We start from the raw sequence: 24,330 nt of genomic DNA on the forward strand, positions 1-24,330 counted from the left end.
CGGCCCCGTTACAACTGGGCCCATACAAAAACAACTATTCCACCGAGGTAAGAAAGATGAGTGCGGCTTCTCTGTATCCCGTTCGTCCCGAGGTAGCAGCCAACACGCTGACCGACGAGGCAACCTACAAAGCCATGTACCAGCAGTCGGTCGTCAACCCCGATGGCTTCTGGCGCGAGCAAGCCAAGCGACTCGACTGGATCAAGCCTTTCACCGCGGTGAAACAGACTTCCTTTGACGATCACCACGTCGACATCAAGTGGTTCGCCGATGGCACGCTGAACGTTTCCTACAACTGCCTCGACCGTCATCTGGCCGAGCGCGGCGATCAAATCGCGATCATTTGGGAAGGGGATGACCCGTCCGAAAGCCGCAACATCACCTACCGCGAGCTGCACGAACAAGTCTGCAAGTTCGCCAACGCCTTGCGTGGCCAGGATGTGCACCGCGGCGACGTGGTGACTATCTATATGCCGATGATCCCCGAAGCCGTGGTCGCCATGCTGGCCTGCACCCGCATCGGCGCGATTCACTCGGTGGTGTTCGGTGGTTTCTCGCCGGAAGCCCTGGCCGGTCGCATCATCGACTGCCGTTCCAAAGTGGTGATCACCGCTGATGAAGGCATTCGTGCGGGCAAGAAAATCCCGCTCAAGACCAACGTCGACGACGCGCTGACCAACCCGGAAACCAGCAGCATCCAGAAAGTCATCGTGTGCAAGCGCACCGGTGGCGACATCAAGTGGAACCAGCATCGCGACATCTGGTACGAAGACTTGATGAAAGTGGCGGGCAGCGTTTGCGCCCCCAAAGAAATGGGGGCCGAAGAGGCGCTGTTCATCCTTTACACCTCCGGCTCCACCGGCAAACCCAAAGGCGTGCAACACACCACCGGCGGCTATCTGCTTTACGCCGCACTGACTCACGAGCGGGTGTTCGACTACCGCCCGGGCGAAATCTACTGGTGCACCGCCGACGTCGGTTGGGTTACCGGCCACACTTATATCGTCTACGGCCCGCTGGCCAATGGCGCGACCACGGTGTTGTTCGAAGGCGTGCCGAACTATCCGGACATCACCCGGGTGGCGAAGATCGTCGACAAGCACCAGGTCAACATCCTCTACACCGCACCCACCGCGATCCGCGCGATGATGGCGTCGGGCACCGCTGCTGTTGAAGGTGCTGACGGCAGCAGCCTGCGATTGCTCGGTTCGGTCGGTGAGCCGATCAACCCGGAAGCGTGGGACTGGTACTACAAGAACGTCGGAAAATCCCGTTGCCCGATCGTCGATACCTGGTGGCAGACCGAAACCGGCGGCAACATGATGAGCCCGTTGCCGGGCGCACATGCCCTGAAACCGGGTTCTGCCACACGACCGTTTTTCGGTGTGGTGCCAGCGCTGGTCGACAACCTGGGCAACATCATCGAGGGCGCTGCCGAGGGTAACCTGGTGATCCTCGATTCCTGGCCAGGTCAGGCGCGCACGCTCTACGGTGACCATGACCGTTTCGTCGATACGTACTTCAAGACCTTCCGCGGCATGTACTTCACCGGTGACGGCGCTCGTCGCGATGAAGACGGTTATTACTGGATTACCGGTCGTGTGGACGATGTGCTGAATGTGTCCGGCCACCGCATGGGCACGGCCGAGATCGAGAGCGCGATGGTTGCGCACCCGAAAGTCGCCGAGGCGGCCGTGGTGGGTGTGCCACACGACATCAAAGGGCAGGGCATTTACGTCTACGTCACGTTGATCGGCGGTGAGGAGCCAAGCGAGCAACTGCGCATCGAGTTGAAAAACTGGGTACGCAAAGAGATTGGTCCGATTGCTTCGCCTGATGTGATTCAGTGGGCGCCAGGACTGCCGAAAACCCGTTCGGGCAAGATCATGCGCCGCATTCTGCGCAAAATTGCCACGGCGGAATACGATGGGCTGGGCGATATTTCGACCCTGGCAGATCCGAGCGTGGTGCAGCATTTGATTGAAACGCACAAGACGATGAATGTGGCGTAAGCGCTGCTTCTGAGTGAGTGGAAAACCCTGCCGGGTGTGAGCCTGGTGGGGTTTTTTATTGCTTGAAGGTTTGTTGCCTGGATGGGTCCCATCGCCAGCAGGCTGGCTCCCACAGTGGAATTGAGTCGTGCACAAATTCTGTGTTCGCTGAAAATCTATTGTGGGAGCCAGCCTGCTGGCGATGGCGGTCTGTCAGGCACCCGATAAACATCAACCAATAATTATCGACATACCCTGTAGTCTATTTCCCTCTGTTACCCGCCACCCCTCAAGTAACCAAATGTGTAACCACCCACGCCAAACCGGGGCGATGGGAAACGCGCTGCCCCAACAGGAACCCTCTATACTGGCCGCGCAAAATAAGTCCGCACGCTACGCTTGCCGGATTAGAAGGGTTTGCCAATAATAGGCCCGCAATTTGCAGCATAGATCGGTTTAATGTCTTTTGGCTCTGCATGAAAATGCAGGGCTGTCAATGTGCCCAAACGGCTTTCTCGGTGCTTCTGTAACTTGTTGTCGCATTCAAGAAATATCGGCTTCGGGCCTGTCGTTAGAATGCCGATCACTTGCTCGTCGTCGTGTGTGTTGAAATCAACGTACGCCTGGCATGACGTTGCAGCCGCTTTGCGGTCCCACTCACTCGCATATTGGGCTGTCGCTCACTCTGCCGTTTTAGCCCTTTACCGATGGAGTTCAAAGATGAAGAAACTCGTGCTGCTTGGCGCCCTGGCACTGTCCGCGCTGTCCTTGCCAACCTTCGCCGATGATAAACCTGTAAAGATTGGTATCGAAGCGGCTTACCCTCCATTCGCGTCCAAAGCACCGGACGGCGGCATCGTTGGTTTCGACTACGACATCGGCAATGCCCTGTGTGAAGAAATGAAGGTCAAGTGCGTTTGGGTCGAGCAAGAATTCGACGGCCTGATCCCGGCGCTCAAAGTGCGCAAGATCGACGCCATCCTGTCGTCGATGTCGATCACCGAAGACCGCAAGAAATCCGTGGACTTCACCAACAAGTATTACAACACCCCGGCGCGTCTGGTAATGAAGTCGGGCACTCAGGTCAGCGATGGTCTGACCGAACTCAAGGGCAAGAACATCGGCGTACAGCGCGGTTCGATCCACGAGCGTTTCGCCCGCGAAGTCCTGGCCCCGCTGGGTGCCGAGATCAAGCCGTACGGTTCGCAGAACGAAATCTACCTCGACGTGGCTGCCGGCCGCCTCGACGGTACCGTCGCAGATGCCACCTTGCTGGATGACGGTTTCCTGAAAACCGACGCCGGCAAAGGTTACGCCTTCGTTGGCCCGGCCTTCACCGACGTCAAATACTTCGGCGACGGCGTCGGCATCGCTGTTCGCAAGGGTGACGCGCTGAAAGAGAAAATCAACGCCGCGATCACGGCCATTCGCGAGAACGGCAAATACAAGCAAATCCAGGACAAGTACTTCGCCTTCGATATCTACGGCAAGTAACAACGTCCCGGCGACAGTCCGAAATGGCGCAAGCAACAGGATCTCTGAGGTTTGCGCCATTTTTTCATCCGAACATTCGAGGACCTGAATCATGTTGAAAGGCTACGGGGCTGTCATCCTCGATGGCGCATGGCTGACGCTTCAGCTCGCCTTGTCGTCCATGGCCCTGGCCATCCTTTTGGGTCTGATCGGTGTGGCCTTGCGTTTGTCGCCAGTGCGCTGGCTGGCCTGGCTGGGCGACCTGTACTCCACGGTCATCCGCGGTATTCCCGATCTGGTGCTGATCCTGCTGATTTTCTACGGTGGTCAGGACTTGCTCAATCGTGTGGCGCCACTGCTCGGTCATGACGACTACATCGACCTGAATCCGCTGGCTGCCGGTATCGGCACGCTCGGTTTCATCTTTGGTGCGTACCTGTCCGAGACTTTTCGCGGCGCATTCATGGCGATCCCCAAAGGTCAGGCCGAAGCGGGCATGGCGTACGGCATGAGCAGTTTTCAGGTGTTCTTCCGGGTGTTGGTGCCGCAGATGATTCGCTTGGCGATTCCGGGTTTCACCAACAACTGGCTGGTATTGACCAAGGCGACCGCGCTGATTTCGGTGGTCGGTCTGCAAGACATGATGTTCAAGGCCAAGCAGGCGGCAGATGCCACCCGCGAACCTTTCACCTTCTTCCTCGCAGTGGCGGCCATGTACCTGGTGATCACCAGCGTCTCGTTGCTGATACTGCGTCAACTTGAGAAGCGCTACTCGGTAGGCGTAAGGGCGGCTGATCTATGATCTTCGACTACAACGTCATTTGGGAGGCCTTGCCGCTGTACTTCGCCGGTTTGCTGACGACCCTCAAATTGCTCGCGATCTCGCTGTTTTTCGGCTTGCTGGCGGCCTTGCCGCTGGGGCTGATGCGCGTCTCGAAAAACGCCGTGGTCAATATGTCGGCCTGGCTGTTCACCTACGTGATTCGCGGCACGCCGATGCTGGTGCAGCTGTTTTTGATCTACTACGGTCTGGCGCAATTTGAAGCGGTTCGTGAAAGCTTCATGTGGCCATGGCTGTCCAGCGCCACGTTCTGTGCGTGCCTGGCGTTCGCCATCAATACCAGCGCTTACACCGCAGAAATCATCGCCGGCAGCCTGCGCGCAACGCCGAACGGCGAGATCGAAGCGGCCAAGGCGATGGGGATGTCGCGCTTCAAAATGTACAAGCGTATTTTGCTGCCATCGGCCCTGCGCCGGGCGCTGCCGCAGTACAGCAACGAAGTGATCATGATGCTGCAGACCACCAGTCTGGCGTCCATCGTCACGCTGATCGACATCACCGGCGCCGCGCGCACCGTCAACGCACAGTTCTATCTGCCGTTCGAGGCGTACATCACCGCCGGCGTGTTCTACCTGTGCCTGACCTTCATTCTGGTGAAGCTGTTCAAACTGGCCGAGCGCCGCTGGCTGGGCTACCTGGCCCCACGGAAGCACTGATATGCAACGCATCGATCATGCATTGCCGTGGAACAATCTGGGCAGCGAACGGCAGATTTCGGTCTTTCGCTTCGGCGGCGGCGAGCGCAAGGCCTACATTCAGGCCAGCCTGCACGCTGATGAGTTACCGGGGATGCGCGTGGCGTGGGAACTGAAAAAACGCCTGAGCGAACTCGAAGCCCAAGGCTTGCTCAACGGTATGATCGAATTGGTGCCGGTGGCCAATCCACTGGGCCTGGGTCAGTTGCTGCAAGGCAATCACCAGGGGCGTTTCGAGGCGGGCAGCGGCAAGAATTTCAATCGTGATTTTCTCGAACTGAGCGCCCCGGTCGCGGCTGCGCTGGACGCGCGCCTGGGCGATGATCCGCAGGCCAATATCCGCTTGATCCGCCAGACCATGAGCGATGTGCTCAATGCATTGCCGCCGGCCGCGAGCCAGTTGCAAGGGATGCAGCGCATCTTGCTTGGCCATGCCTGCACCGCCGACGTCGTGCTGGACCTGCATTGCGATACCGACGCCGCCCTGCACATGTACGCCTTGCCGCAACACTGGCCGCAGTGGCGCTCGCTCGCCGCGCACCTGGGTGTGAAGGTCGGCCTGCTGGCGGAAGATTCCGGTGGCAGTTCGTTCGACGAAGCGTGCTCGCTGCCGTGGCTGCGTCTGTCGCGCCTGTTTCCGGATGCGCAGATTTCGCTGGCGTGCCTGGCGACGACCATCGAGCTGGGGGGGCAGGCCGACACGGGACGCGCAGATGCCCAAGCCTGCGCTGAGGGCATCCTGGCGTTTCTTGCCGAGCAGGGACTGATCAACGGCGACTGGCCGAAACCTGCGCAAGACGCCTGCGAAGGTCTGCCGTTCGAGGGCACCGAGTTGCTGTTTGCGCCGCATCCGGGCGTGATCAGCTTTTTGCGTAAGCCCGGCGAATGGGTTGAGACCGGTGACGAAATTTTCGAAGTGATCGATCCGTTGGCGGATCGCGTCAGCACCGTATGTGCTGGTACGTCCGGGGTGCTGTTTGCCATTGAACGGCTGCGCTATGCCCAACCCGGTTTTTGGCTGGCCAAGGTGGCGGGGCGCGAAGCGCTGCGTCACGGGCGCTTGCTCAACGACTGACTGACTGTTTTTGTGAGAACCGACCGCATGTACAAACTTGAAGTCCAAGACCTGCATAAACGCTATGGCAGTCACGAAGTGCTAAAGGGCGTGTCCCTCAAAGCGGCCGCCGGCGATGTGATCAGCATCATCGGCTCCAGTGGCTCCGGCAAAAGTACGTTCCTGCGCTGCATCAACCTGCTTGAGCAGCCGCACGCGGGCAAGATTCTGCTCAACAACGAAGAGCTCAAACTGGTGGCGAACAAGGACGGTGCGCTGAAAGCAGCCGACCCGAAACAGCTGCAGCGCATGCGTTCGCGCCTGTCGATGGTGTTCCAGCATTTCAATCTGTGGTCGCACATGACCGCCCTGGAAAACATCATGGAGGCGCCGGTCCATGTGCTCGGCATCTCCAAGGCCGAAGCCCGCGAGAAAGCCGAGCATTACCTGAACAAGGTTGGCGTGGCGCATCGCAAGGACGCGTACCCGGGCCACATGTCCGGTGGCGAACAACAGCGTGTGGCGATCGCACGTGCTCTGGCAATGGAACCGGAGGTGATGCTGTTCGACGAACCAACCTCGGCACTCGACCCGGAGCTGGTCGGCGACGTATTGAAGGTCATGCAGGCCCTGGCCCAGGAAGGCCGGACCATGGTGGTGGTGACCCACGAAATGGGCTTTGCCCGTGAAGTGTCGAACCAGCTGGTGTTCCTGCACAAAGGCATCGTCGAAGAAAGCGGCAACCCGCGTGAGGTGCTGGTCAATCCACAGTCCGAACGCCTGCAACAATTCCTCTCGGGCAGCCTAAAGTAACCCGGACTCCCGTTGCGTACCTGGATCGTGCATGCTTCGCAACCCTTGGGGGCTCACGAAATACCCTGTAGGAGTGAGCCTGCTCGCGATCGCGGTGTAACAGTCAACATCATAATTGTCTGAACCACCGCTATCGCGAGCAGGCTCACTCCTACAATGGATATGCGCTGTCTTGTGAATTTCGTTGATTTACGGGCTAGCATTGGCCCATGCCTTCATCACTGTTTGAGTTCGGATTGCCCGCCATGACTGCCCATCGAATTGGTTTCCTGATTTGGCCCAGCACCAAAGCACTGACGCTTGCGCTGGCTGAGGAGGCCCTGCGCGTTGCTCAGCGTGTGCATCCGGACGTGGTTTACGAACTGTCGTTTCTGCAAGCCGAGCCGCCAATTGACGGCGCCTGGCAATTGCCGGGCGAGCCGTGGACCGGCAAGCTGGAAAACTTCCAGAAACTGTTCCTGTTGGCCGATGAGCCGCCGACGACTCTGGCGCCGGCGCTCAGCAGTGCGCTGAAACAGCTGGTGCGCGCCGGTTGCGTGATCGGCGGCTTGTCGGCCGGTGTCTATCCGTTGGCGCAACTCGGCTTGCTCGACGGTTATCGCGCCGCCGTGCACTGGCGCTGGCAGGACGATTTTGCCGAGCGTTTCCCGAAAGTCATTGCCACCAGTCATTTGTTCGATTGGGATCGCGATCGCCTGACCGCGTGCGGTGGCCTGTCCGTACTGGACTTGTTGCTGGCCGTGCTGGCCCGTGATCATGGGGCTGAACTGGCCGGTGCGGTTTCCGAAGAGCTGGTGGTCGAACGCATCCGCGAAGGCGGTGAACGTCAGCGCATTCCCCTGCAAAACCGTCTCGGTTCCAGCCACCCGAAGCTCACGCAAGCGGTGTTGCTGATGGAAGCCAACATCGAAGAACCGCTGACCACCGACGAAATCGCCCAGCATGTGTGCGTATCCCGTCGGCAGCTGGAGCGGATTTTCAAGCAATACCTCAACCGCGTGCCGAGCCAGTATTACCTCGAATTGCGCCTGAACAAAGCCCGGCAAATGTTGATGCAAACCAGCAAGTCGATCATCCAGATCGGCCTGTCGTGTGGCTTTTCTTCAGGGCCGCATTTCTCCAGCGCCTACCGCAATTTCTTCGGCGCCACACCGCGCGAAGACCGTAACCAGCGGCGCAGTAGTAGCCCGTTCGAGTTGTCGTCGGTGCCGTCCGAGCGCGGCTGATTCATTCCTCGACCTCGGAACCTTCAGACGTCGAAATGTCCATTTCACCCTGGTTGATCACCTCTTCCACCCCAAAGTCCAGGCGGGTGCGTTCGTAGTAATTGATCAGGCTTTCCAGGCTTTGCGCAGAAAACGGGTTGCCTCGCAGAGTGTTGTTTGCCGCCGTTTCCATGGGCAGCTCCATCAAGTCACTGGGGATTTCGGTGATTGCATTCGTGCTCAGGTCTGCCCAGTCCAGTTGCTCAAGTTGAAGCAATCCCGGCGGTATGTCGGTAATGCCGGTGTCGTTGAGCAGAACGGTCGACAGGTCCGGCATCTGCCTCAAATCAGGGGTATGCCCGAGTGGGTTGTAGCCCAGATCGAGGTAGTTCAGGTGTTCCATTCCCGCCAGTGCGTTAGCCGATTCCGCTGACAACGTGACACGACAGTGTGTGAGTGACAGTGAGCGCAGTTGACCCATCTTGAAGACGGCTTCGGGCACATCGCCCAGATGAATTTCCTGCAGGCGCAGGGTTTTCAGATTGGGGAAAGCTTGCAGGAATCGCCCGATGCGCGTCGCGCCATTGACACTGCGCATCTCCAGCGTGGACACATGGCCGAAGTCGGCACTGAGGTTGGGTAATTCTCCATTTACAGGTTCGACGATACGCAGTTCAAACATTGGCTCAAGCGACTCATTGAAATCATCCAGCTCAGATTCATGGCGCCAGCAGCGCTCCAGTGCTTGCCTGAAACCGTCGCGATTGGTGTGCTCGATAAGCAACTGCGCGTCGGTGAACGGTTCACCTGTCAGCGGATGCCGGGCCGGCACGTCAGTCGTCCAGGTAACCAGGTCGTCGCTCAATTGCGAGAGTTCTGCTTCCAGCTTCGTCAGTTCGGTGCGGCCCTCTGCCAGGGTGCCCGGCAATTCGTAGACGAAGTCGCTGGCCTGCTGAAATTCCAGAGTTGGGTACAGCGCCTGGACGCGTTGGACATCCGCATCGGGCGCCGACACATCCAGATCAAACGACGTCTCGAAGTAATACTGCTTGATCAGGTCTCGTGACGCTTCGTTGATCGGGTTGTCTGCCAGATGCACGCCGCGCTTTTCATACACCGGGCTCTCGAACAGTTCGGCAGGCAACTCGGTGATGTTGTTGTTCATTAACAGGAGCATGTTGAGGCGAGTGCTTTGCAGGGCACCGTGGGGGATGCCGGTCAGCCCGGTGTGGCTCAGGTCCAGATGAATGAGTTCTGGCATCGAATCGATCTGCGGCACGCTCTGGACCGGATTCTGATGAAGATCCAGCACCCGTAGTTTTTTCATTGATGACAGCTTTGACCAGGCGATGGCATCAAGATTGATTGCGCAGCCGCTCAGCACCAATGTCTCGAGATGTGCCATTTGTCCAATCGCGTCGGGAAGCGAATTGAGGGCGAAACGGCGCAACTCCAGTCGCCGCAGCCCGGGGAATTGCTGGAGAAAACCGGGTACGCCCTGCATGGCATAATTGCCTTCACGTGCGCCTTCAAGTGCCAGCAGCGACACATGACTGAAGTCTGCCGTCAGGTTCGGCAGGTCTCCGGGAACAGGCTCCGCGAACCGCAGCACATAACGTTCCGCGTCCTGCGGCACATCAAAGTCCCGCTCGGTCTGGCGTCGCCAGCTTCGCTGGATTTGCTGGGCCAGCAACCGGCGATTGTGTTGTAGTCCACGCCGTGCCGGTTCGCTGAGCGCGAGCCCGGTTTCAGGATGGAGGGTCGGGGCCTCGTTGACCCAGCGTCCCAGATCCTCATGCAATTGCTCGAGTTCACGGGCCAGGCGCGACAGCTCTGCTCGCGGGCCATGGGGGTGCCGTTGCAGATCGGAAACGACCGAGCGCAATTCCTCCGCAGTCAAACCGGGATAAACCTCGCGCACCCGATCAGCGAGCGTCGGTGTTGCGGTGTGGCTTCGGCGGTAACCCTCCGCGCCGCCGGGCAGGCGCATGGTTGTCGGATCGTAAAAGGGTTTTCGATGAGGCTTTTTGGCGAACAGCGTGCGCAACTGAGTTTGAGTGATCGCGTGCTCGGCGAGGCGTTGTTTGAGTGTTTCGGCGTCTTCGGCAGAAAACCCCAGGGCGGTGCGCTCCGTCTCGGGCAGCGCCTGTAGCAAGGCGTGATAGAAGTCGACGCAGGGCTGGCCGTCGCCGTAAACCTGGTAAGTGCCGTCATCCGCGTTGATGAGGGTTTTGAGCAGTGGCGCGTCGCTCGATCCAATGTGATCGCGCAACGATCCGGTTTCGGAAAATTCCCTGATCTCGATCCGCAGTCGGGCCGACCAGCCAGGCATCGATTCGAGGCTGTGCAGCGCGAGTCGGTGCGTGTCCGCCGTGTCCATACTGTCGAAAAAGAAACCTTCATAAGCCCTGGCGACGCGTACGGCTTCCATGGCTTTGGCGGCCACGTTTTTCAGACGTTGCGGAACACGCCCCTCGTGCAACTGCATAAGCTCGGTGCCGGAACAGTTGTCCACCAGCTCTTGCGCGATGTCGGTTGGCAAGCCTCGTACTTCACCTTGCAGCAGCAGAACCTGACGATCAGCGGTTTTTTCCAGTTCGCGGTAACGGGATTCAAACAGCGACAGAGGCTGAGCCAGCGCCTGAGAGTGATCGGGGTGGCTGGGTTGCTCAGCCAGCGCCTGAATATCGCGATTGAGGGTGTAGCGTTTGATCGTGTCGGTGAGCAGGGAAGGAGGGCGCTGGTTCTCGACATGGCTTTCGCGCAATACGTTGTCGTGGAAGCCGCTGATGCGCAGGATTTGCTCGCGCTCGACACTGTTGAACGACTCGACGCTGTGCCCGAGGCGGCGCATCACGGTTTCCCGGTCCCATGTCAGGGGTTGGTCCAGTAATGTTTGCCAGGCGCCGTGATGGTTATGCCGCAGCAGCACGCCATAGGCATCGGCACGGTCGGGATGCTCAAGCTCAAAACCACCGGTTTGACTGTTGAGCTTGACGGCATGGAGCCTGTCCTCGAGACGCAGCAGCGTTTTACCGTCTTGGTGATATAAACCCAGCTGATCGGGCCTGGCGGTTTTCGGCAAATCGGCAGGATACTCATAGGGCGCGAGATCCGGTTTCCAATAGCGGATTTTGCCACCGACGGTTTCCACCGGTTTTAGCCCGCAGAACAGTGCCACGGCTTCGCTGGACATCAAGCGGCTGAGCGTACCGGCCGCCAGGGCGCCGCCCACCGCGAACGTCCCGAGTTGCACGACCGATTCAACCAGGCTCATCACGTGCCCAAACGCTTCGGTCTTCAGGCCTTCGGCCCAGTCGACGATGCCCTCGAAGGTGTCGTCGAGAAGCTGCCAGGCCATGTAGGCCAGCATCCACTCACCCAGAAACGGCACAAAGGGCAGGGCGACGAATGTGGCCACCTCAAGAAGGCTGGTCGCGACTTTGCCGAAGGCATCCCACCGCGCCCAACGTGCCGCACGGTCTGCGCTGGCAGTGGAAACGGCCTGGGTGCGTGCATCATTGAGGATTTTGTTCACTTGCTGTTGGTAAAGATGGGTCCACAGATCGGTGTTGATCGGAGTCAACGAAAATTGCAGGTTGGGTTTGTCGACGGGGGTGTCGCGCCAAACGGGTCGCGGATCGCCGTAGGGGCGCTCATGCCAGGTCACGCTGGTCAGTCGCCGGGAGAGGTCGGCAAAAAAATACCCACGTTCGTGATGATCGACAAATCGGCTGAAAAACACTTGGTAAGCGGGGGCGCGCAGCTTGCGGGTCAGGTCCTTGATGAACGTCAACGAGTCGGGATAGCGTTTGAGAGGGTGCTCCGGATCGTCGGGGATGTAGACAATGATCGGCGATGCCTGCCGCGAGCGTTCGAGTTCGGAGGCGAACACCACAATGCCGGTCAACGATGAGGACATGATAGTCAGGTCGTGACCCTGCATCGCTTGAGCAGGTCGGGGCGTGCCCGCAGGACCTTCGCAAAGATCCAGCATCAACTTGATCGGCAGGTCTCCCCGCACATCCGCCCGTTCCAGCTCTACCCGCAAAGCGGCCTTGTGCGTACTGATGACTTCAGATCTCAGGACCGCAGCGGCCACCGGCTGGGTCACGCCGAGATAGTTTTTCAGATACGCCTCATATTGGCCGCCGATATCCAGTTCCCGACACAGCCGGGTGAAGTCCTGAACAGTCAGGCGGCGTTTGATCGCGGGCAATGTGTCGAATTGCCCGCTGGGGGAGGGCCGGGTGGTGAACGTCGAGGCGGACTCGTAGGCGTCGGCTTTGGTTTCGGCGTCCTCAAAGTTGTGCAGCGCGGCGTCGAGCAGCGATACCGTCCAGGTGCGCGCTGCGCCGGACTTGATTGGCAACCAGGGGATGTTCTGCGGGATGTACAGGCGCAGGAAGGTGGTCTTGACGTTCAGCTCAAGGTCGAAGCGCGATTTCAATGCCGCCCGCAGAAGCGATTCGGCAAAGTCCCTGGCGTTTATCAGTCTGGACATCCTCGCGTCCAGACGATTGCGCCGGGTCCAGTATTGCTCGCTGACCCTTTTCAATGACTGATGCTGTTGGCGCGTCGCTCGGGTGTGCCAGTCCGGCATTCGTAGCGGGGCGCTCTTCAGCGCGTTGCGCGTAGCGGGTGAGGCTTTTAATACCCAGTCGGGCAAGTGGGTGAACGCGTGATGAAAATGCGCGTCCGGCGGAGCCGTAAAGTCGGGTTCTTGCTGATTCATTGCGCCAGTCCATTAGCATTGGGTCCAAACCTCAGCAAAACAAATGATGACGCCGGGCCTGCGGTACATATTTATTGCACTGCACGACAAGCCTGCCCGTAACCGGTGGCGGCGGTTAAACTGCGCCTTTGCGACGCTATATGTCGCATTGCCGTAAACCCGGCTGAAACCGGGGTTGGCGCTATAAGAAGTTGTCGCTTGGCGGCAAGGCCGGGCTGAAAACTGTCCTTACAATCCCCCCATCGCTCGCCAGTTTCCGGCGAGTGTTCCTCTTCAGGAGACTCCGATGTCCGTTGAGCACGCTGCGGTAGAACGCGCCGATTTCGACCAGGTAATGGTTCCCAACTATGCGCCTGCCGCATTCATTCCCGTGCGTGGCGCCGGTTCCCGCGTGTGGGACCAGTCTGGCCGCGAGCTGATCGACTTCGCCGGCGGCATTGCTGTCAACGTATTGGGCCATGCGCACCCGGCGCTGGTTGGTGCCTTGACGGAGCAGGCGAACAAGCTGTGGCACGTGTCCAACGTGTTCACCAACGAGCCAGCCCTGCGCCTGGCACACAAGCTGATCGACGCGACCTTCGCCGAGCGTGCGTTCTTCTGCAACTCCGGCGCCGAAGCCAACGAGGCCGCGTTCAAGCTGGCCCGTCGCGTCGGTTTCGACCGGTTCGGCAGTGAGAAGTACGAAATCATCGCCGCCCTCAACAGCTTTCACGGTCGTACCTTGTTCACTGTGAACGTTGGCGGCCAGTCGAAATATTCCGACGGTTTCGGTCCGAAAATCACCGGCATCACCCACGTGCCTTACAACGATCTGGCCGCGCTGAAGGCGGCCATTTCCGACAAGACCTGCGCCGTCGTGCTGGAGCCGATTCAGGGCGAAAGCGGTGTGATTCCTGCCGAACTCCAATACCTGCAAGGCGCTCGGGATTTGTGCACCGCCCACAACGCGCTGCTGATTTTCGATGAAGTGCAAACCGGCATGGGCCGTAGCGGCAAACTGTTCGCCTATCAGCATTACGGCGTGACGCCGGACATCCTGACCAGCGCCAAGAGCCTGGGCGGTGGTTTCCCGATCGCCGCAATGCTGACCACCGAAGACCTGGCCAAACATTTGGTCGTCGGCACCCACGGCACCACTTACGGCGGTAACCCGCTGGCGTGCGCAGTGGCGGAAGCGGTGATCGACGTGGTCAATACCCCTGAAGTGTTGGCGGGCGTGAACGCCAAGCACGACAAATTCAAGGCACGCCTGGAGCAGATCGGCGAGAAATATGGCCTGTTCACCCAGGTCCGCGGCATGGGCCTGTTGATCGGCTGCGTGTTGAACGACGCCTGGAAAGGCAAGGCCAAAGACATTTTCAACGCCGCCGAGCGCGAAGGCCTGATGATTCTGCAAGCCGGCCCGGACGTGGTGCGTTTTGCGCCTAGCCTGGTGGTTGAAGACGCCGACATCGACGAAGGCCTGAACCGCTTCGAACGCGCTGCGGCAAAGTTGACGCAAGCCTGATAGACCTTTCGACGCCTGACATGTCAGGCGTCGATCAAAATTTTATGCCGGGCCTGATTTTTGTTGTAGGAGTGAGCCTGCTCGCGATGGTGTGTCAGTCGACATCAATGTTGCTGATCCACCATCGCGAGCAGGCTCAGTCCTACAAGGGTTCGGCTTATTTCCCTCAAGAGTATGAGAAAGGAGTGACACCATGCTGGTGATGCGCCCCGCGCAAATGGCTGATCTGGGCGAGGTACAGCGTCTGGCTGCGGACAGCCCGATTGGTGTCACTTCCTTGCCGGACGATGTCGAGCGCCTGAGTGACAAGATCGCTGCAAGCGAAGCTTCGTTTGCCGCCGAAGTCAGTTTCAACGGCGAAGAAAGCTACTTCTTTGTCCTTGAAGACAGCGCCACCGGCAAATTGGCCGGCTGCTCGGCCATCGTCGCTTCGGCCGGGTATTCCGAGCCGTTCTACAGCTTTCGCAACGAAACCTTCGTGCACGCTTCCCGCGAGCTGAAGATTCACAACAAGATCCACGTGCTCTCGCAGTGCCACGACCTGACCGGCAACAGCCTGTTGACCAGTTTCTACGTGCTGCCGGAGCTGGTGGGTTCGGCCTGGTCGGAGCTCAACTCGCGCGGGCGCCTGCTGTTTGTCGCCAGCCACCCGGAGCGCTTCGCCGATTCCGTAGTGACCGAAATTGTCGGCTACAGCGACGAGAATGGCGACTCGCCATTCTGGGATGCGATCGGGCGCAACTTTTTCGACCTCAACTACGCCGCTGCCGAGCGTCTGTGCGGTCTGAAGAGCCGCACCTTCCTCGCCGAACTGATGCCGCACTATCCGATCTACGTGCCATTGCTGCCGGACACCGCGCAAGAAGCGATGGGCCAGGTGCACCCGCGTGCGCAGATCACGTTCGACATCCTGATGCGCGAAGGCTTCGAGACTGATCACTACATCGATATTTTCGACGGCGGCCCGACCTTGCATGCACGTGTCTCGGGCATCCGGTCGATCGCGCAAAGCCGCGTGGTGCCGGTGAAAATCGGCGAGACGGTCAAAGGCGTCGGCCGCCAGTACCTGGTGGCCAATGCGCAGCTTCAGGATTACCGCGCGGTGTTGCTCGAGCTCGATTACGCGCCGGGCAAACCGGTGGTTCTGGACCTGGAAGCGGCCGAAGCCCTGGGTGTCGGTGAAGGTGCCAGCGTGCGCCTGGTGGCGGTTTGACGCCTGCTGTAAAAAATGCTGAAAAGTAGCGAGTTTCACGGGTGGCGCAAGCGGCCCGTTTGAGGAGATAGCATGATCGTTCGTCCCGTACGCAGCAGCGACTTACCCGCTCTGATCACCCTGGCGCGCAGCACCGGCACAGGCCTGACCACGTTGCCGGCCAACGAAGAGCGTCTGGCCCACCGGGTCGGCTGGGCCGAAAAAACCTTTCGCGGCGAAGCCGGGCGGGGCGATGCGGATTACCTGTTCGTACTCGAGGACGATGAGGGTCGCGTGGTCGGCATTTCCGCCATCGCCGGCGCCGTCGGCCTGCGCGAGCCCTGGTACAACTTCCGCGTCGGCCTGACCGTCAGCGCCTCGCAGGAACTGAACATCTATCGCGAAATTCCGACGCTGTTCCTGGCCAACGACCTGACCGGCAATTCCGAACTGTGCTCGCTGTTCCTGCACGCCGATTACCGCAACGGCCTCAACGGCCGCATGCTGGCCAAGGCGCGGATGCTGTTCATCGCCGAGTTCCCGCAATTGTTCGGTAACAAGATCATCGCCGAAATGCGCGGCGTGTCTGATGAAGCCGGGCGTTCGCCGTTCTGGGAAAGCCTGGGTCGGCACTTCTTCAAAATGGAATTCAGCCAGGCCGATTACCTGACGGGCGTGGGCAACAAGGCTTTCATCGCCGAGCTGATGCCGAAATTTCCGTTGTACACCTGTTTCCTGTCGCCGGATGCGCGCAACGTGATCGGCCAGGTCCATCCGGATACCGAGCCGGCGCTGTCGATGCTCAAGAGCGAAGGGTTCAGCTATCAGGGCTACGTCGATATCTTCGACGCCGGCCCGGCAGTGGAGTGCGAAACCGGCAAGATCCGCGCCGTGCGCGACAGCCAGGCACTGGTGCTGGCCATCGGCACGCCGGGTGATGACGCCACACCGTTCCTGATTCACAACCGCAAGCGCGAAGACTGCCGGATCACCGCTGCACCCGCACGCTTCGCGGCCGGTACGTTGGTGGTCGATCCGCTGACCGCCAAACGTCTTCAACTCAACGCCGGCGATCAAGTGCGCGCCGTTCCGTTGTCCGCAGCACGGGAGTCGAAATAATGAATTCGCTATACATCGCAGGTGAGTGGCTGGCCGGTCAGGGCGACGCGTTTCAATCGCTGAACCCGGTGACCCAGCAAGTGCTGTGGGCCGGTGAAGGTGCGACCGCGGCGCAGGTCGAATCGGCCGTGCAAGCCGCGCGTCAGGCCTTTCCGGGGTGGGCGCGACGCACGCTGGACGAGCGCATCGCGGTGCTGGAAGCCTTCGCCGCTTCGTTGAAAAGTCACGCTGACGAACTGGCGCGCACCATCGGCGAAGAAACCGGCAAACCGCTGTGGGAATCGGCCACCGAAGTCACCAGCATGATCAACAAGATTGCCATCTCCGTGCAGAGCTATCGCGAGCGTACCGGCGAGAAGAGCGGCCCGTTGGGCGACGCGACCGCTGTCTTGCGCCACAAGCCGCATGGCGTGGTGGCAGTGTTTGGCCCGTACAACTTTCCCGGTCACTTGCCCAACGGCCACATCGTGCCAGCATTACTGGCGGGTAACAGCGTGTTGTTCAAGCCGAGCGAACTGACCCCGAAAGTCGCCGAGCTGACGGTCAAATGCTGGATCGAAGCGGGCCTGCCGGCAGGCGTGTTGAACCTGCTGCAAGGCGCGCGCGAAACCGGGATTGCCCTGGCGGCGAACCCGGGTATCGACGGGTTGTTCTTCACCGGCTCGAGCCGAACCGGCAATCATCTGCACCAGCAATTCGCCGGTCGCCCGGACAAGATCCTCGCGCTGGAGATGGGCGGCAACAATCCGCTGGTGGTCGATGAAGTGGCCGATCTCGACGCCGCTGTGTACACGATCATTCAGTCGGCGTTCATTTCTGCCGGTCAGCGCTGCACCTGTGCGCGGCGCCTGCTGGTGCCCCAAGGCGCCTGGGGTGACTCGCTGCTGGCGCGTCTGGTTGACGTCAGTTCGACGATTGAGGTCGGCGCATTCGATCAGCAACCGGCGCCGTTCATGGGCTCGGTGATTTCCCTCGGAGCAGCAAAAGCCTTGATGGATGCGCAAGAACATTTGCTGGGCAATGGCGCGGTGGCCTTGCTGGAAATGACCCAGCCACAAGCGCAAGCCGCGTTGCTGACGCCTGGCATCATCGACGTCACTGCCGTGGCTGATCGTCCTGACGAAGAGCTGTTCGGTCCGCTGCTGCAAGTGATCCGCTACGCTGATTTTGAAGCGGCGATCGCTGAAGCCAATGGCACTGAATATGGTCTGGCGGCGGGTTTGCTGTCAGATTCCGAAGCGCGTTATCAGCAGTTCTGGCTGGAAAGCCGCGCCGGTATCGTCAACTGGAACAAACAGCTGACGGGCGCCGCGAGCAGCGCGCCATTCGGTGGCGTCGGCGCCTCGGGCAACCATCGCGCCAGTGCCTACTACGCCGCAGATTACTGCGCGTACCCGGTGGCGTCGCTGGAAACGCCAAGCCTAGTGTTGCCGGCGGCACTGACGCCCGGCGTGAAAATGGCGTGATGCCCATCGCCAGCAGGCTGGCTCCCACAGGTTCGGTGGTGTTCATACATTTCATGTACGACGCAACCCCTGTGGGAGCCAGCCTGCTGGCGATGACCGCGCCTCGGTCTTACTGAATTGTTACCCGCCTAAACACCCGATTCCCGTGGAGCCTCGCTGATGAAATCCTGTGAAGTCAATTTTGACGGTCTAGTGGGGCCGACCCATAACTACGGCGGTTTGTCCTACGGCAACGTCGCGTCCCAGAGCAACAGCCAGCAATCTTCGAACCCGAAGGAAGCCGCGCTGCAAGGCCTGGCAAAAATGAAAGCACTGATGGAAATGGGCTTTCAACAAGGTGTGCTTGCGCCGCAGGAACGTCCCGACGTTGCCGCGCTGCGCCGCCTCGGCTTCAGCGGCACCGACGCTCAGGTCATCGAAAAAGCCGCGAAGGATGCGATGCCGTTGCTGGTTGCCAGTTGCTCGGCGTCGAGCATGTGGGTGGCCAACGCTGCCACCGTCAGCCCAAGCGCCGACACTGCCGATGGCCGCGTGCATTTCACTGCCGCCAATCTCAACTGCAAATACCACCGCAGCATCGAGCACCCGACCACCAGCCGCGTGCTCGGCGCGATGTTCGCCGATCAGAAACACTTCGCCCATCACGCCGCGTTGCCGGCGGTGGCGCAGTTCGGTGACGAAGGCGCGGCCAACCACACGCGTTTCTGCCGGGACTATGGCGAAGCGGGCGTCGAGTTTTTCGTGTTCGGCCGCAGCGCTTTCGACAACCGCTACCCGGCGCCACAAAAATACCCGGCGCGCCAGACTCTCGAAGCTTCGCAAGCGGTGGCCCGCCTGCACGGCCTGAGCACGGACGGCGTGGTCTACGGTCAACAGAACCCGTCGGTGATCGATCAGGGCGTTTTCCACAACGACGTGATCGCGGTGGGCAACGGCGAGGTGTTGTTCTATCACGAGGACGCGTTCCTCGACACCGAACAGATGCTGGACGAACTGGCACGCAAACTCGCCAAAGTCGGTGGGAAATTTCAGTCTGTGTGCGTGCCACGTTCCGCCGTCACTGTGGACGACGCGGTTCGGTCCTACCTGTTCAATAGCCAGCTGCTGTCACGTGCTGATGGCTCGATGCTGTTGATCGTGCCGGAAGAATGCCGCGCTAACGAACGCGTCTGGCAATACCTGCAGGGTTTGACCAGCACCGGCGGGCTGATTCGCGAAGTGAAGGTTTTCGATCTCAAGCAAAGCATGCAGAACGGCGGTGGCCCGGCTTGCCTGAGGTTGCGCGTTGCCCTGAATGAAACCGAACTGGCGGCCGTCAACCCAGGGGTTATCATGACGGCACCGTTGTACGGCACGCTGACCGAATGGGTCGACAAGCACTACCGCGACCGCATGGCCGAAAGCGATCTTGCCGACCCGCAATTGCTGCTTGAATGCCGGACGGCACTGGATGAACTGACGCAAATCCTTAAACTGGGCGCGGTTTATCCATTCCAGATCAATTGAAAACCGGCGCGCGTTGCCTTCCTGCGCGCCGCTTTATTTCCAGATGAGAGCGTAAAAACATGAGCGATACCCTGCAGCTGATCCTTGAAGACACCGACGGCACGCAACTGGAAACCTCCTGCACCCGCGTCGCGGTCATGTGGCAAGGCAAAGAGCTGTGGATTCAGCAGGACGGCCGTGGCCAATTGCTGATCGGCGTGGACGTGGAAGAAGGTGACGCTGAATACGCCAACCTGCTGCTGCGTCCATTGGCGACTAATCTGGTAAGTCTGCAACTGGAAATGGAACCGGCCGACCTCGGCGACGACGAGGACCACGTGCACGGCCCGGATTGCAATCACGACCATTAAGGAATCACTCTATGCTCGCCCTCGGCAAATTGCTTGAACTGACCCTCGCCGGCCGCGAACCGGCGGAGAAGACTCAACTGACTGTCGAAGGCGTGCGCATGCGCTGGTTGAGCGAAGGTGCGCTGGAAGTCCGGCCACCGCAAGCGCGCGACAATGGCCTGGACTTGCTGCTGTCCGCCGGCATCCACGGCAACGAAACAGCGCCGATCGAATTGCTCGATCGCCTGTTGCATGACATCGCTCGCGGCGATCTGAAACCGCGCGCACGCATTCTGTTCCTGTTCGGCAACCCCGAAGCGATCCGCAAAGGCGAGCGCTTCATCGAACAGGACGTCAATCGGCTGTTCAACGGCCGTCACGAGCAAAGCAGCGGTTTCGAAGCCTTGCGCGCCTGTGAGTTGGAGCGGCTGGCCGCGAGTTTCTTCAGCCTGCCTGACCGTGAGCGTCTGCATTACGATTTGCACACGGCCATTCGCGGTTCGAAAATCGAGCAGTTCGCCTTGTACCCCTGGGCAGAAGGTCGCCAGCATTCCCGCCAGCAACTCGCTCGCCTGCGCGATGCCGGGATGGAAGCGGTGCTGCTGCAGAACAAGCCATCAATCGTTTTCAGCTCTTACACCTACGACAAGCTGGGTGCCGAGTCTTTCACGCTGGAGCTGGGCAAGGCGCGGCCGTTCGGGCAAAACGACGGGGTTAATGTCGATCTGCTGGGAACCAGACTCAAGCAAATCATCGATGGCACCGAACCTGAAGGTGAGCAAGGGCTGGACGGTTTGCAGCTGTTCAGCGTGGCCCGGGAAATCATCAAGCACAGCGACAGTTTCCGCCTGAACCTGCCCGCGGACATCGAGAATTTTTCCGAATTGGAGACGGGTTACGTGCTGGCTGAAGACATCGCACAGACGCGCTGGATCATTGAGGAAGAGGGCGCCCGAATCATCTTCCCCAACCCCAAGGTCCAAAATGGCCTGCGGGCGGGCATCCTGATCGTGCCGGCTACCGACGAAAACCTCGCCTGAGTTCACCGCAAACCAATGTGGGAGATTCTATGGTTTTGATCAAGCCATAACCGGCCCTTTGGTGCGGTACTCGCTCTGATTTTTCATCAGGGCGAATGCCACACGAGCGAGCTTACGAGCCAGCATCACCAGCACCTGGGTAGTCGCTTTTCCACGGCCTCGTTGATACTCGTAGAACTCTTTCCACGCCAGCGTTCGACTGGCCGACATCGCTGCGTTATGTAGCAGTCGGCGTATTTCTGAACAGCCACGCTTGGTCAGAAATCTGCGGCCATTCTTTTGGCCTGAATCTGAAACTCTCAGATCCATGCCCAAAAAAGCAATGTAGGCGTCACTACTGGTAAAGTCGCCTCGGTTATAGGCCATCACCAAGGCTGCGGCGGTCAGAAAGCCGATGCCCTCTACGGCTTGGCAACGAGCAACTTGCTCAAGCAGGCCAGCCTCGCGCAGCACATCTTTGATTTTCTTTTTAACCAGTAAATCCAATCTATCAATGGACTTAACGAAAGTTGCAAATGATGACTTCAAACTCGCATCATTTGACCAGCTTTGGGTCAGGCTGGTTTTGGCCTGAATCAGCGAAGCCCGCCGCCGTAGAAGGCTTTGCAGCTTGCCGTAGACGGCTGGAGGTGGGGTCCATGGGCGTAGATGCTCCCCTTCGTTTTTTAGAAAACGGGCAAGAAGACGTGCATCGGATGCGTCTGTTTTACTCCGGCCACCGACGCCTTTGCGGTAATTACTCAATTGAAAACCATCGATGATGTAAACATCGAAACCAGACTCGTACGCCAGCTCGATTAAATCGATGTGATAAACATTTGTCGCTTCAACAGCAATGGCGGTAGCTGCAGGCAATGTCTTAAGCCAGCGCTTGATTACAGGCTTTTCATTATCTATCGAGGTGAGCAGATCCAAGTCTGCCTGGTAGGTAACGAGTTCAACTTTGGCGACATCGACACCCGTGATTGACTGTGAAACGCGCATTGCCATGGGCACTTCTCCACGCTAAGGTTTTACGGCTTGTAGGGGTTCACCCAGAGGCGCAGGCTTGTTTCTATCGTCGCTAGAACGAAGCATTCTTTATCGGCGCTTTTGGTGGAAGGGGTGGGGCGAGGTCTCCCACGGTCTGTACTGTTGCAGCAGTCAGATGCTAGCTGTTCGTCCCACCACCCCTTCAAGTCTAACCATACAAGCTAGCCTGCTAGCGATTACAATGAGTCAGTCACCCTAGGTGTCGACTGATACTCCGCTATCGCCAGCAGGCTAGCTCCCACAGTTATGTCCGGTGTTTAGACAGCTACCGCGCGGTGCTCGCTGCGGCGCAGCGCGCGAACCTTCTGCAGCGTATCCGCACACGTCTTCGCCGCTTCCTGACCCTTGTGCACAAAGTGCTCGAAGAAGAACTTCTGATGCTCTTCGCCGGCATGGAAATGATGCGGGGTCAGCACTACCGAGAACACCGGCACTTCGGTTTCCAGCTGAACCTGCATCAGGGCGCTGATGACCGACTGCGCGACGAATTCGTGACGGTAGATCCCGCCATCGACCACCAGGCCAGCCGCGACAATCCCGGCATATCGCCCGGTCTTGGCCAAGAGCTTGGCGTGCAGTGGAATTTCGAATGCGCCGCCGACTTCGAAAAAATCAATCTCCGATTCCTGATACCCCTGAGCGATCATTTCGGCGACGAAGCCCTGGCGGCTCTGATCGACGATTTCCTTGTGCCAGCAGGCCTGGATGAACGCGACGCGTTCGCCCTGATGGTTCTTGCTTTTGCTGTCGATGGCGGTGGGTTGCATGTTCTGACTCCTGTTCATGAAAGAAACAGGGCATATGAATCGAAGGGGACTCGAGGGTACGCACGGCTCGCATGAATGCGCGCGGACGGCCCTCTGGTGTCAATCCCGTTCTCTCTTCATCCGGACTATGACCGTCGGCCCCGGGATCACACCGGGTCTGCTGACCTTGCCACCGGACACCGCCTAAACCGTGCCTGCCGCAAGCGCTCGCGGGCTATGCGCATCGCGCGCAATTACCGCCGGTGGGGAATTACACCCCGCCCTGAGAACGTTTTTTACCGCCGGAAAGTGTGGCGGCGCAGCGTTTTTAACACATATTCCACGCACCTGCATTGCGCCTGGTTGATGATTGCTATCGACTTTTCCGGTACCAATCAGCCTTTTCCTGCTCAGGAGCTTGATTAATCGTCGGCAAGGCCGCAGTAATTCATTCCTGACAAGCATTTTTCATTGTTCAAAGAGGCCGGATTCATGAGCGTTATCGATCTTCGCAGCGACACCGTCACCCAACCGTCCGCCGGGATGCTCGACGCAATGGCCGCAGCAGCCACCGGTGACGACGTGTATGGCGAAGATCCGACGGTCAATCAGCTGGAAGCGGAGTTGGCCAAGCGGCTCGGTTTTGCCGCAGCGTTGTTCGTGCCGACGGGCACCATGAGCAACCTGCTCGGGTTGATGGCGCATTGTGGGCGCGGGGACGAATACATCGTCGGCCAACAGGCGCACACCTACAAGTACGAGGGCGGTGGTGCGGCGGTGCTCGGATCGATCCAGCCGCAACCGCTGGAAGTGCAGGCCGACGGTTCGCTGGACCTGAATCAGGTGGCGGCGGCCATCAAGCCCGACGACTTCCATTTCGCCCGCACTCGTTTGCTGGCACTGGAAAACACCATGCAGGGCAAAGTGCTGCCGCTGGAGTACCTGGCCGAGGCACGCCGTTTCACCCGTCAGCATGGGTTGCAGTTGCACCTGGACGGCGCTCGGCTTTACAACGCAGCGGTCAAACTGGGTGTCGATGCCCGCGAGATCGCGCAGCATTTCGATTCGGTGTCGGTGTGTCTGTCCAAGGGACTGGGCGCGCCGGTCGGATCGGTGTTGTGCGGCTCGGCCGAGTTGATCGGCAAGGCGCGGCGTTTACGCAAAATGGTCGGTGGCGGCATGCGTCAGGCAGGCATTCTGGCCGCTGCAGGTTTATATGCGCTCGACCACAACGTGCAGCGTCTGGCTGACGATCATGCCAATGCGCAATTTTTGGCTGACGAACTGCAAAAGGCGGGTTACGAAGTTGAACCGGTACAGACCAACATGGTTTACGTGCAAATGGGCGACCGGGCCGAGGCGCTCAAAACATTCGCCGCCGAACGCGGGATCAGGTTGAGTGCTGCCAGTCGCTTGCGCATGGTCACGCACATGGACGTCAGCCGGGCGCAAATCGAGCAGGTCGTCGCGACATTCGTCGAGTTTTCCCGCAACTGATCGCGTTAGCGGTCCAATTGACTGTTTCTATCGCATAAACACGCTGTACCCCGCGCGCAGGGCCGATATAATGCGGCCCTTTGCCGTCG

The 24,330-nt window shown here is 59.4% G+C and carries 18 protein-coding genes and 1 riboswitch; of the genes, 15 read left to right on the forward strand and 3 right to left on the reverse strand.

Annotated features, from left to right (window positions below):
• The first annotated feature begins 56 nt into the window (after positions 1–56).
• The 7 genes from acs (at position 57) to ACYZT1_RS06955 (ending at position 8,093) form a co-directional block, all read left to right on the forward strand.
• Complete coding sequence (gene acs / locus ACYZT1_RS06925) at positions 57–2,012, forward strand: acetate--CoA ligase (protein ID WP_462018277.1); 1,956 nt, start codon at positions 57–59, stop codon at positions 2,010–2,012.
• Between the two features lie 699 nt (positions 2,013–2,711).
• Entirely contained in the window at positions 2,712–3,485 is a 774-nt protein-coding gene (locus tag ACYZT1_RS06930; RefSeq protein ID WP_462018278.1) for an ABC transporter substrate-binding protein, read from the forward strand.
• 91 nt (positions 3,486–3,576) lie between these two features.
• Positions 3,577–4,266: an ABC transporter permease gene (locus ACYZT1_RS06935; protein WP_462018279.1), complete on the forward strand. Its 690-nt coding sequence runs from the start codon at positions 3,577–3,579 to the stop codon at positions 4,264–4,266.
• Positions 4,263–4,961, forward strand: coding sequence for an ABC transporter permease (locus tag ACYZT1_RS06940; RefSeq protein ID WP_462018280.1), 699 nt, complete (start codon positions 4,263–4,265; stop codon positions 4,959–4,961). The genes ACYZT1_RS06935 and ACYZT1_RS06940 overlap by 4 nt, the downstream gene beginning before the upstream one ends.
• Before the next feature lies 1 nt (position 4,962).
• Positions 4,963–6,075 carry a succinylglutamate desuccinylase/aspartoacylase family protein gene (locus ACYZT1_RS06945; RefSeq protein WP_462018281.1) on the forward strand — a complete coding sequence of 371 codons (1,113 nt, stop codon included), beginning with the start codon at positions 4,963–4,965 and terminating at the stop codon, positions 6,073–6,075.
• 27 nt (positions 6,076–6,102) lie between these two features.
• Positions 6,103–6,867, forward strand: coding sequence for an ABC transporter ATP-binding protein (locus tag ACYZT1_RS06950; protein ID WP_053156092.1), 765 nt, complete (start codon positions 6,103–6,105; stop codon positions 6,865–6,867).
• Between the two features lie 245 nt (positions 6,868–7,112).
• Positions 7,113–8,093 (forward strand): GlxA family transcriptional regulator, encoded by a 981-nt coding sequence (locus tag ACYZT1_RS06955; RefSeq protein ID WP_462018282.1) that lies wholly within the window; start codon positions 7,113–7,115, stop codon positions 8,091–8,093.
• A 1-nt stretch (position 8,094) separates the two neighbouring features.
• Here the strand turns inward: ACYZT1_RS06955 and ACYZT1_RS06960 are convergent, their stop codons facing one another.
• Positions 8,095–12,807, reverse strand: coding sequence for a dermonecrotic toxin domain-containing protein (locus ACYZT1_RS06960; protein WP_462018283.1), 4,713 nt, complete (start codon positions 12,805–12,807; stop codon positions 8,095–8,097).
• A 286-nt stretch (positions 12,808–13,093) separates the two neighbouring features.
• Here ACYZT1_RS06960 and ACYZT1_RS06965 point away from each other — a divergent pair, with 286 nt between their 5' ends.
• From ACYZT1_RS06965 to astE, 7 genes are all read left to right on the forward strand, one after another.
• Positions 13,094–14,314, forward strand: a complete 1,221-nt coding sequence (locus ACYZT1_RS06965; protein WP_462018284.1) for an aspartate aminotransferase family protein — start codon at positions 13,094–13,096, stop codon at positions 14,312–14,314.
• Between the two features lie 193 nt (positions 14,315–14,507).
• Positions 14,508–15,527, forward strand: coding sequence for an arginine/ornithine succinyltransferase subunit alpha (aruF, locus tag ACYZT1_RS06970; RefSeq protein WP_028620568.1), 1,020 nt, complete (start codon positions 14,508–14,510; stop codon positions 15,525–15,527).
• A gap of 72 nt (positions 15,528–15,599) precedes the next feature.
• Positions 15,600–16,625: an arginine N-succinyltransferase gene (gene astA / locus ACYZT1_RS06975; RefSeq protein ID WP_461993325.1), complete on the forward strand. Its 1,026-nt coding sequence runs from the start codon at positions 15,600–15,602 to the stop codon at positions 16,623–16,625.
• Entirely contained in the window at positions 16,622–18,091 is a 1,470-nt protein-coding gene (gene astD, locus ACYZT1_RS06980; protein WP_462019202.1) for a succinylglutamate-semialdehyde dehydrogenase, read from the forward strand. The genes astA and astD overlap by 4 nt, the downstream gene beginning before the upstream one ends.
• Positions 18,092–18,250: 159 nt before the next feature.
• A complete protein-coding gene (gene astB, locus ACYZT1_RS06985) occupies positions 18,251–19,597 on the forward strand; it encodes an N-succinylarginine dihydrolase (RefSeq protein WP_462018285.1) in 1,347 nt (448 codons plus the stop codon).
• A 59-nt stretch (positions 19,598–19,656) separates the two neighbouring features.
• Entirely contained in the window at positions 19,657–19,947 is a 291-nt protein-coding gene (locus tag ACYZT1_RS06990; RefSeq protein ID WP_018926388.1) for a hypothetical protein, read from the forward strand.
• A gap of 11 nt (positions 19,948–19,958) precedes the next feature.
• Complete coding sequence (astE, locus tag ACYZT1_RS06995) at positions 19,959–20,966, forward strand: succinylglutamate desuccinylase (protein ID WP_462018286.1); 1,008 nt, start codon at positions 19,959–19,961, stop codon at positions 20,964–20,966.
• Between the two features lie 39 nt (positions 20,967–21,005).
• Here the strand turns inward: astE and ACYZT1_RS07000 are convergent, their stop codons facing one another.
• Both ACYZT1_RS07000 and ACYZT1_RS07005 read right to left on the reverse strand, forming a co-directional pair.
• The gene (locus tag ACYZT1_RS07000; RefSeq protein WP_462015984.1) at positions 21,006–21,956 is read right to left on the reverse strand and encodes an IS110 family RNA-guided transposase; all 951 of its coding nucleotides are present in this window, start codon (positions 21,954–21,956) and stop codon (positions 21,006–21,008) included.
• Positions 21,957–22,255: 299 nt separating this feature from the next.
• Positions 22,256–22,765 (reverse strand): 6,7-dimethyl-8-ribityllumazine synthase, encoded by a 510-nt coding sequence (locus tag ACYZT1_RS07005; protein WP_462018287.1) that lies wholly within the window; start codon positions 22,763–22,765, stop codon positions 22,256–22,258.
• 103 nt (positions 22,766–22,868) lie between these two features.
• A riboswitch (FMN riboswitch) is annotated at positions 22,869–23,039 on the reverse strand.
• Positions 23,040–23,236: 197 nt separating this feature from the next.
• Here ACYZT1_RS07005 and ltaE point away from each other — a divergent pair.
• The gene (gene ltaE, locus ACYZT1_RS07010; protein WP_462018288.1) at positions 23,237–24,241 is read left to right on the forward strand and encodes a low-specificity L-threonine aldolase; all 1,005 of its coding nucleotides are present in this window, start codon (positions 23,237–23,239) and stop codon (positions 24,239–24,241) included.
• Positions 24,242–24,330: the final 89 nt, after the last annotated feature.

The sequence above is a fragment of the Pseudomonas sp. PB3P13 genome, assembly GCF_054897735.1.

What these genes read in the sequence shown, in the direction of transcription:
- ACYZT1_RS06960 (WP_462018283.1), bottom strand. Translation starts at nt 12,807, where the DNA reads ATGAATCAGCAAGAACCCGACTTTACGGCTCCGCCGGACGCGCATTTT.
- astE (WP_462018286.1), top strand. Translation starts at nt 19,959, where the DNA reads ATGCTCGCCCTCGGCAAATTGCTTGAACTGACCCTCGCCGGCCGCGAA.
- acs (WP_462018277.1), top strand. Translation starts at nt 57, where the DNA reads ATGAGTGCGGCTTCTCTGTATCCCGTTCGTCCCGAGGTAGCAGCCAAC.
- astA (WP_461993325.1), top strand. Translation starts at nt 15,600, where the DNA reads ATGATCGTTCGTCCCGTACGCAGCAGCGACTTACCCGCTCTGATCACC.
- ACYZT1_RS06950 (WP_053156092.1), top strand. Translation starts at nt 6,103, where the DNA reads ATGTACAAACTTGAAGTCCAAGACCTGCATAAACGCTATGGCAGTCAC.
- ACYZT1_RS06930 (WP_462018278.1), top strand. Translation starts at nt 2,712, where the DNA reads ATGAAGAAACTCGTGCTGCTTGGCGCCCTGGCACTGTCCGCGCTGTCC.
- ACYZT1_RS06940 (WP_462018280.1), top strand. Translation starts at nt 4,263, where the DNA reads ATGATCTTCGACTACAACGTCATTTGGGAGGCCTTGCCGCTGTACTTC.
- astB (WP_462018285.1), top strand. Translation starts at nt 18,251, where the DNA reads ATGAAATCCTGTGAAGTCAATTTTGACGGTCTAGTGGGGCCGACCCAT.
- aruF (WP_028620568.1), top strand. Translation starts at nt 14,508, where the DNA reads ATGCTGGTGATGCGCCCCGCGCAAATGGCTGATCTGGGCGAGGTACAG.
- ACYZT1_RS06945 (WP_462018281.1), top strand. Translation starts at nt 4,963, where the DNA reads ATGCAACGCATCGATCATGCATTGCCGTGGAACAATCTGGGCAGCGAA.
- ACYZT1_RS06935 (WP_462018279.1), top strand. Translation starts at nt 3,577, where the DNA reads ATGTTGAAAGGCTACGGGGCTGTCATCCTCGATGGCGCATGGCTGACG.
- ACYZT1_RS07000 (WP_462015984.1), bottom strand. Translation starts at nt 21,956, where the DNA reads ATGGCAATGCGCGTTTCACAGTCAATCACGGGTGTCGATGTCGCCAAA.
- ACYZT1_RS06990 (WP_018926388.1), top strand. Translation starts at nt 19,657, where the DNA reads ATGAGCGATACCCTGCAGCTGATCCTTGAAGACACCGACGGCACGCAA.
- ACYZT1_RS07005 (WP_462018287.1), bottom strand. Translation starts at nt 22,765, where the DNA reads ATGCAACCCACCGCCATCGACAGCAAAAGCAAGAACCATCAGGGCGAA.
- ACYZT1_RS06965 (WP_462018284.1), top strand. Translation starts at nt 13,094, where the DNA reads ATGTCCGTTGAGCACGCTGCGGTAGAACGCGCCGATTTCGACCAGGTA.
- ACYZT1_RS06955 (WP_462018282.1), top strand. Translation starts at nt 7,113, where the DNA reads ATGACTGCCCATCGAATTGGTTTCCTGATTTGGCCCAGCACCAAAGCA.
- ltaE (WP_462018288.1), top strand. Translation starts at nt 23,237, where the DNA reads ATGAGCGTTATCGATCTTCGCAGCGACACCGTCACCCAACCGTCCGCC.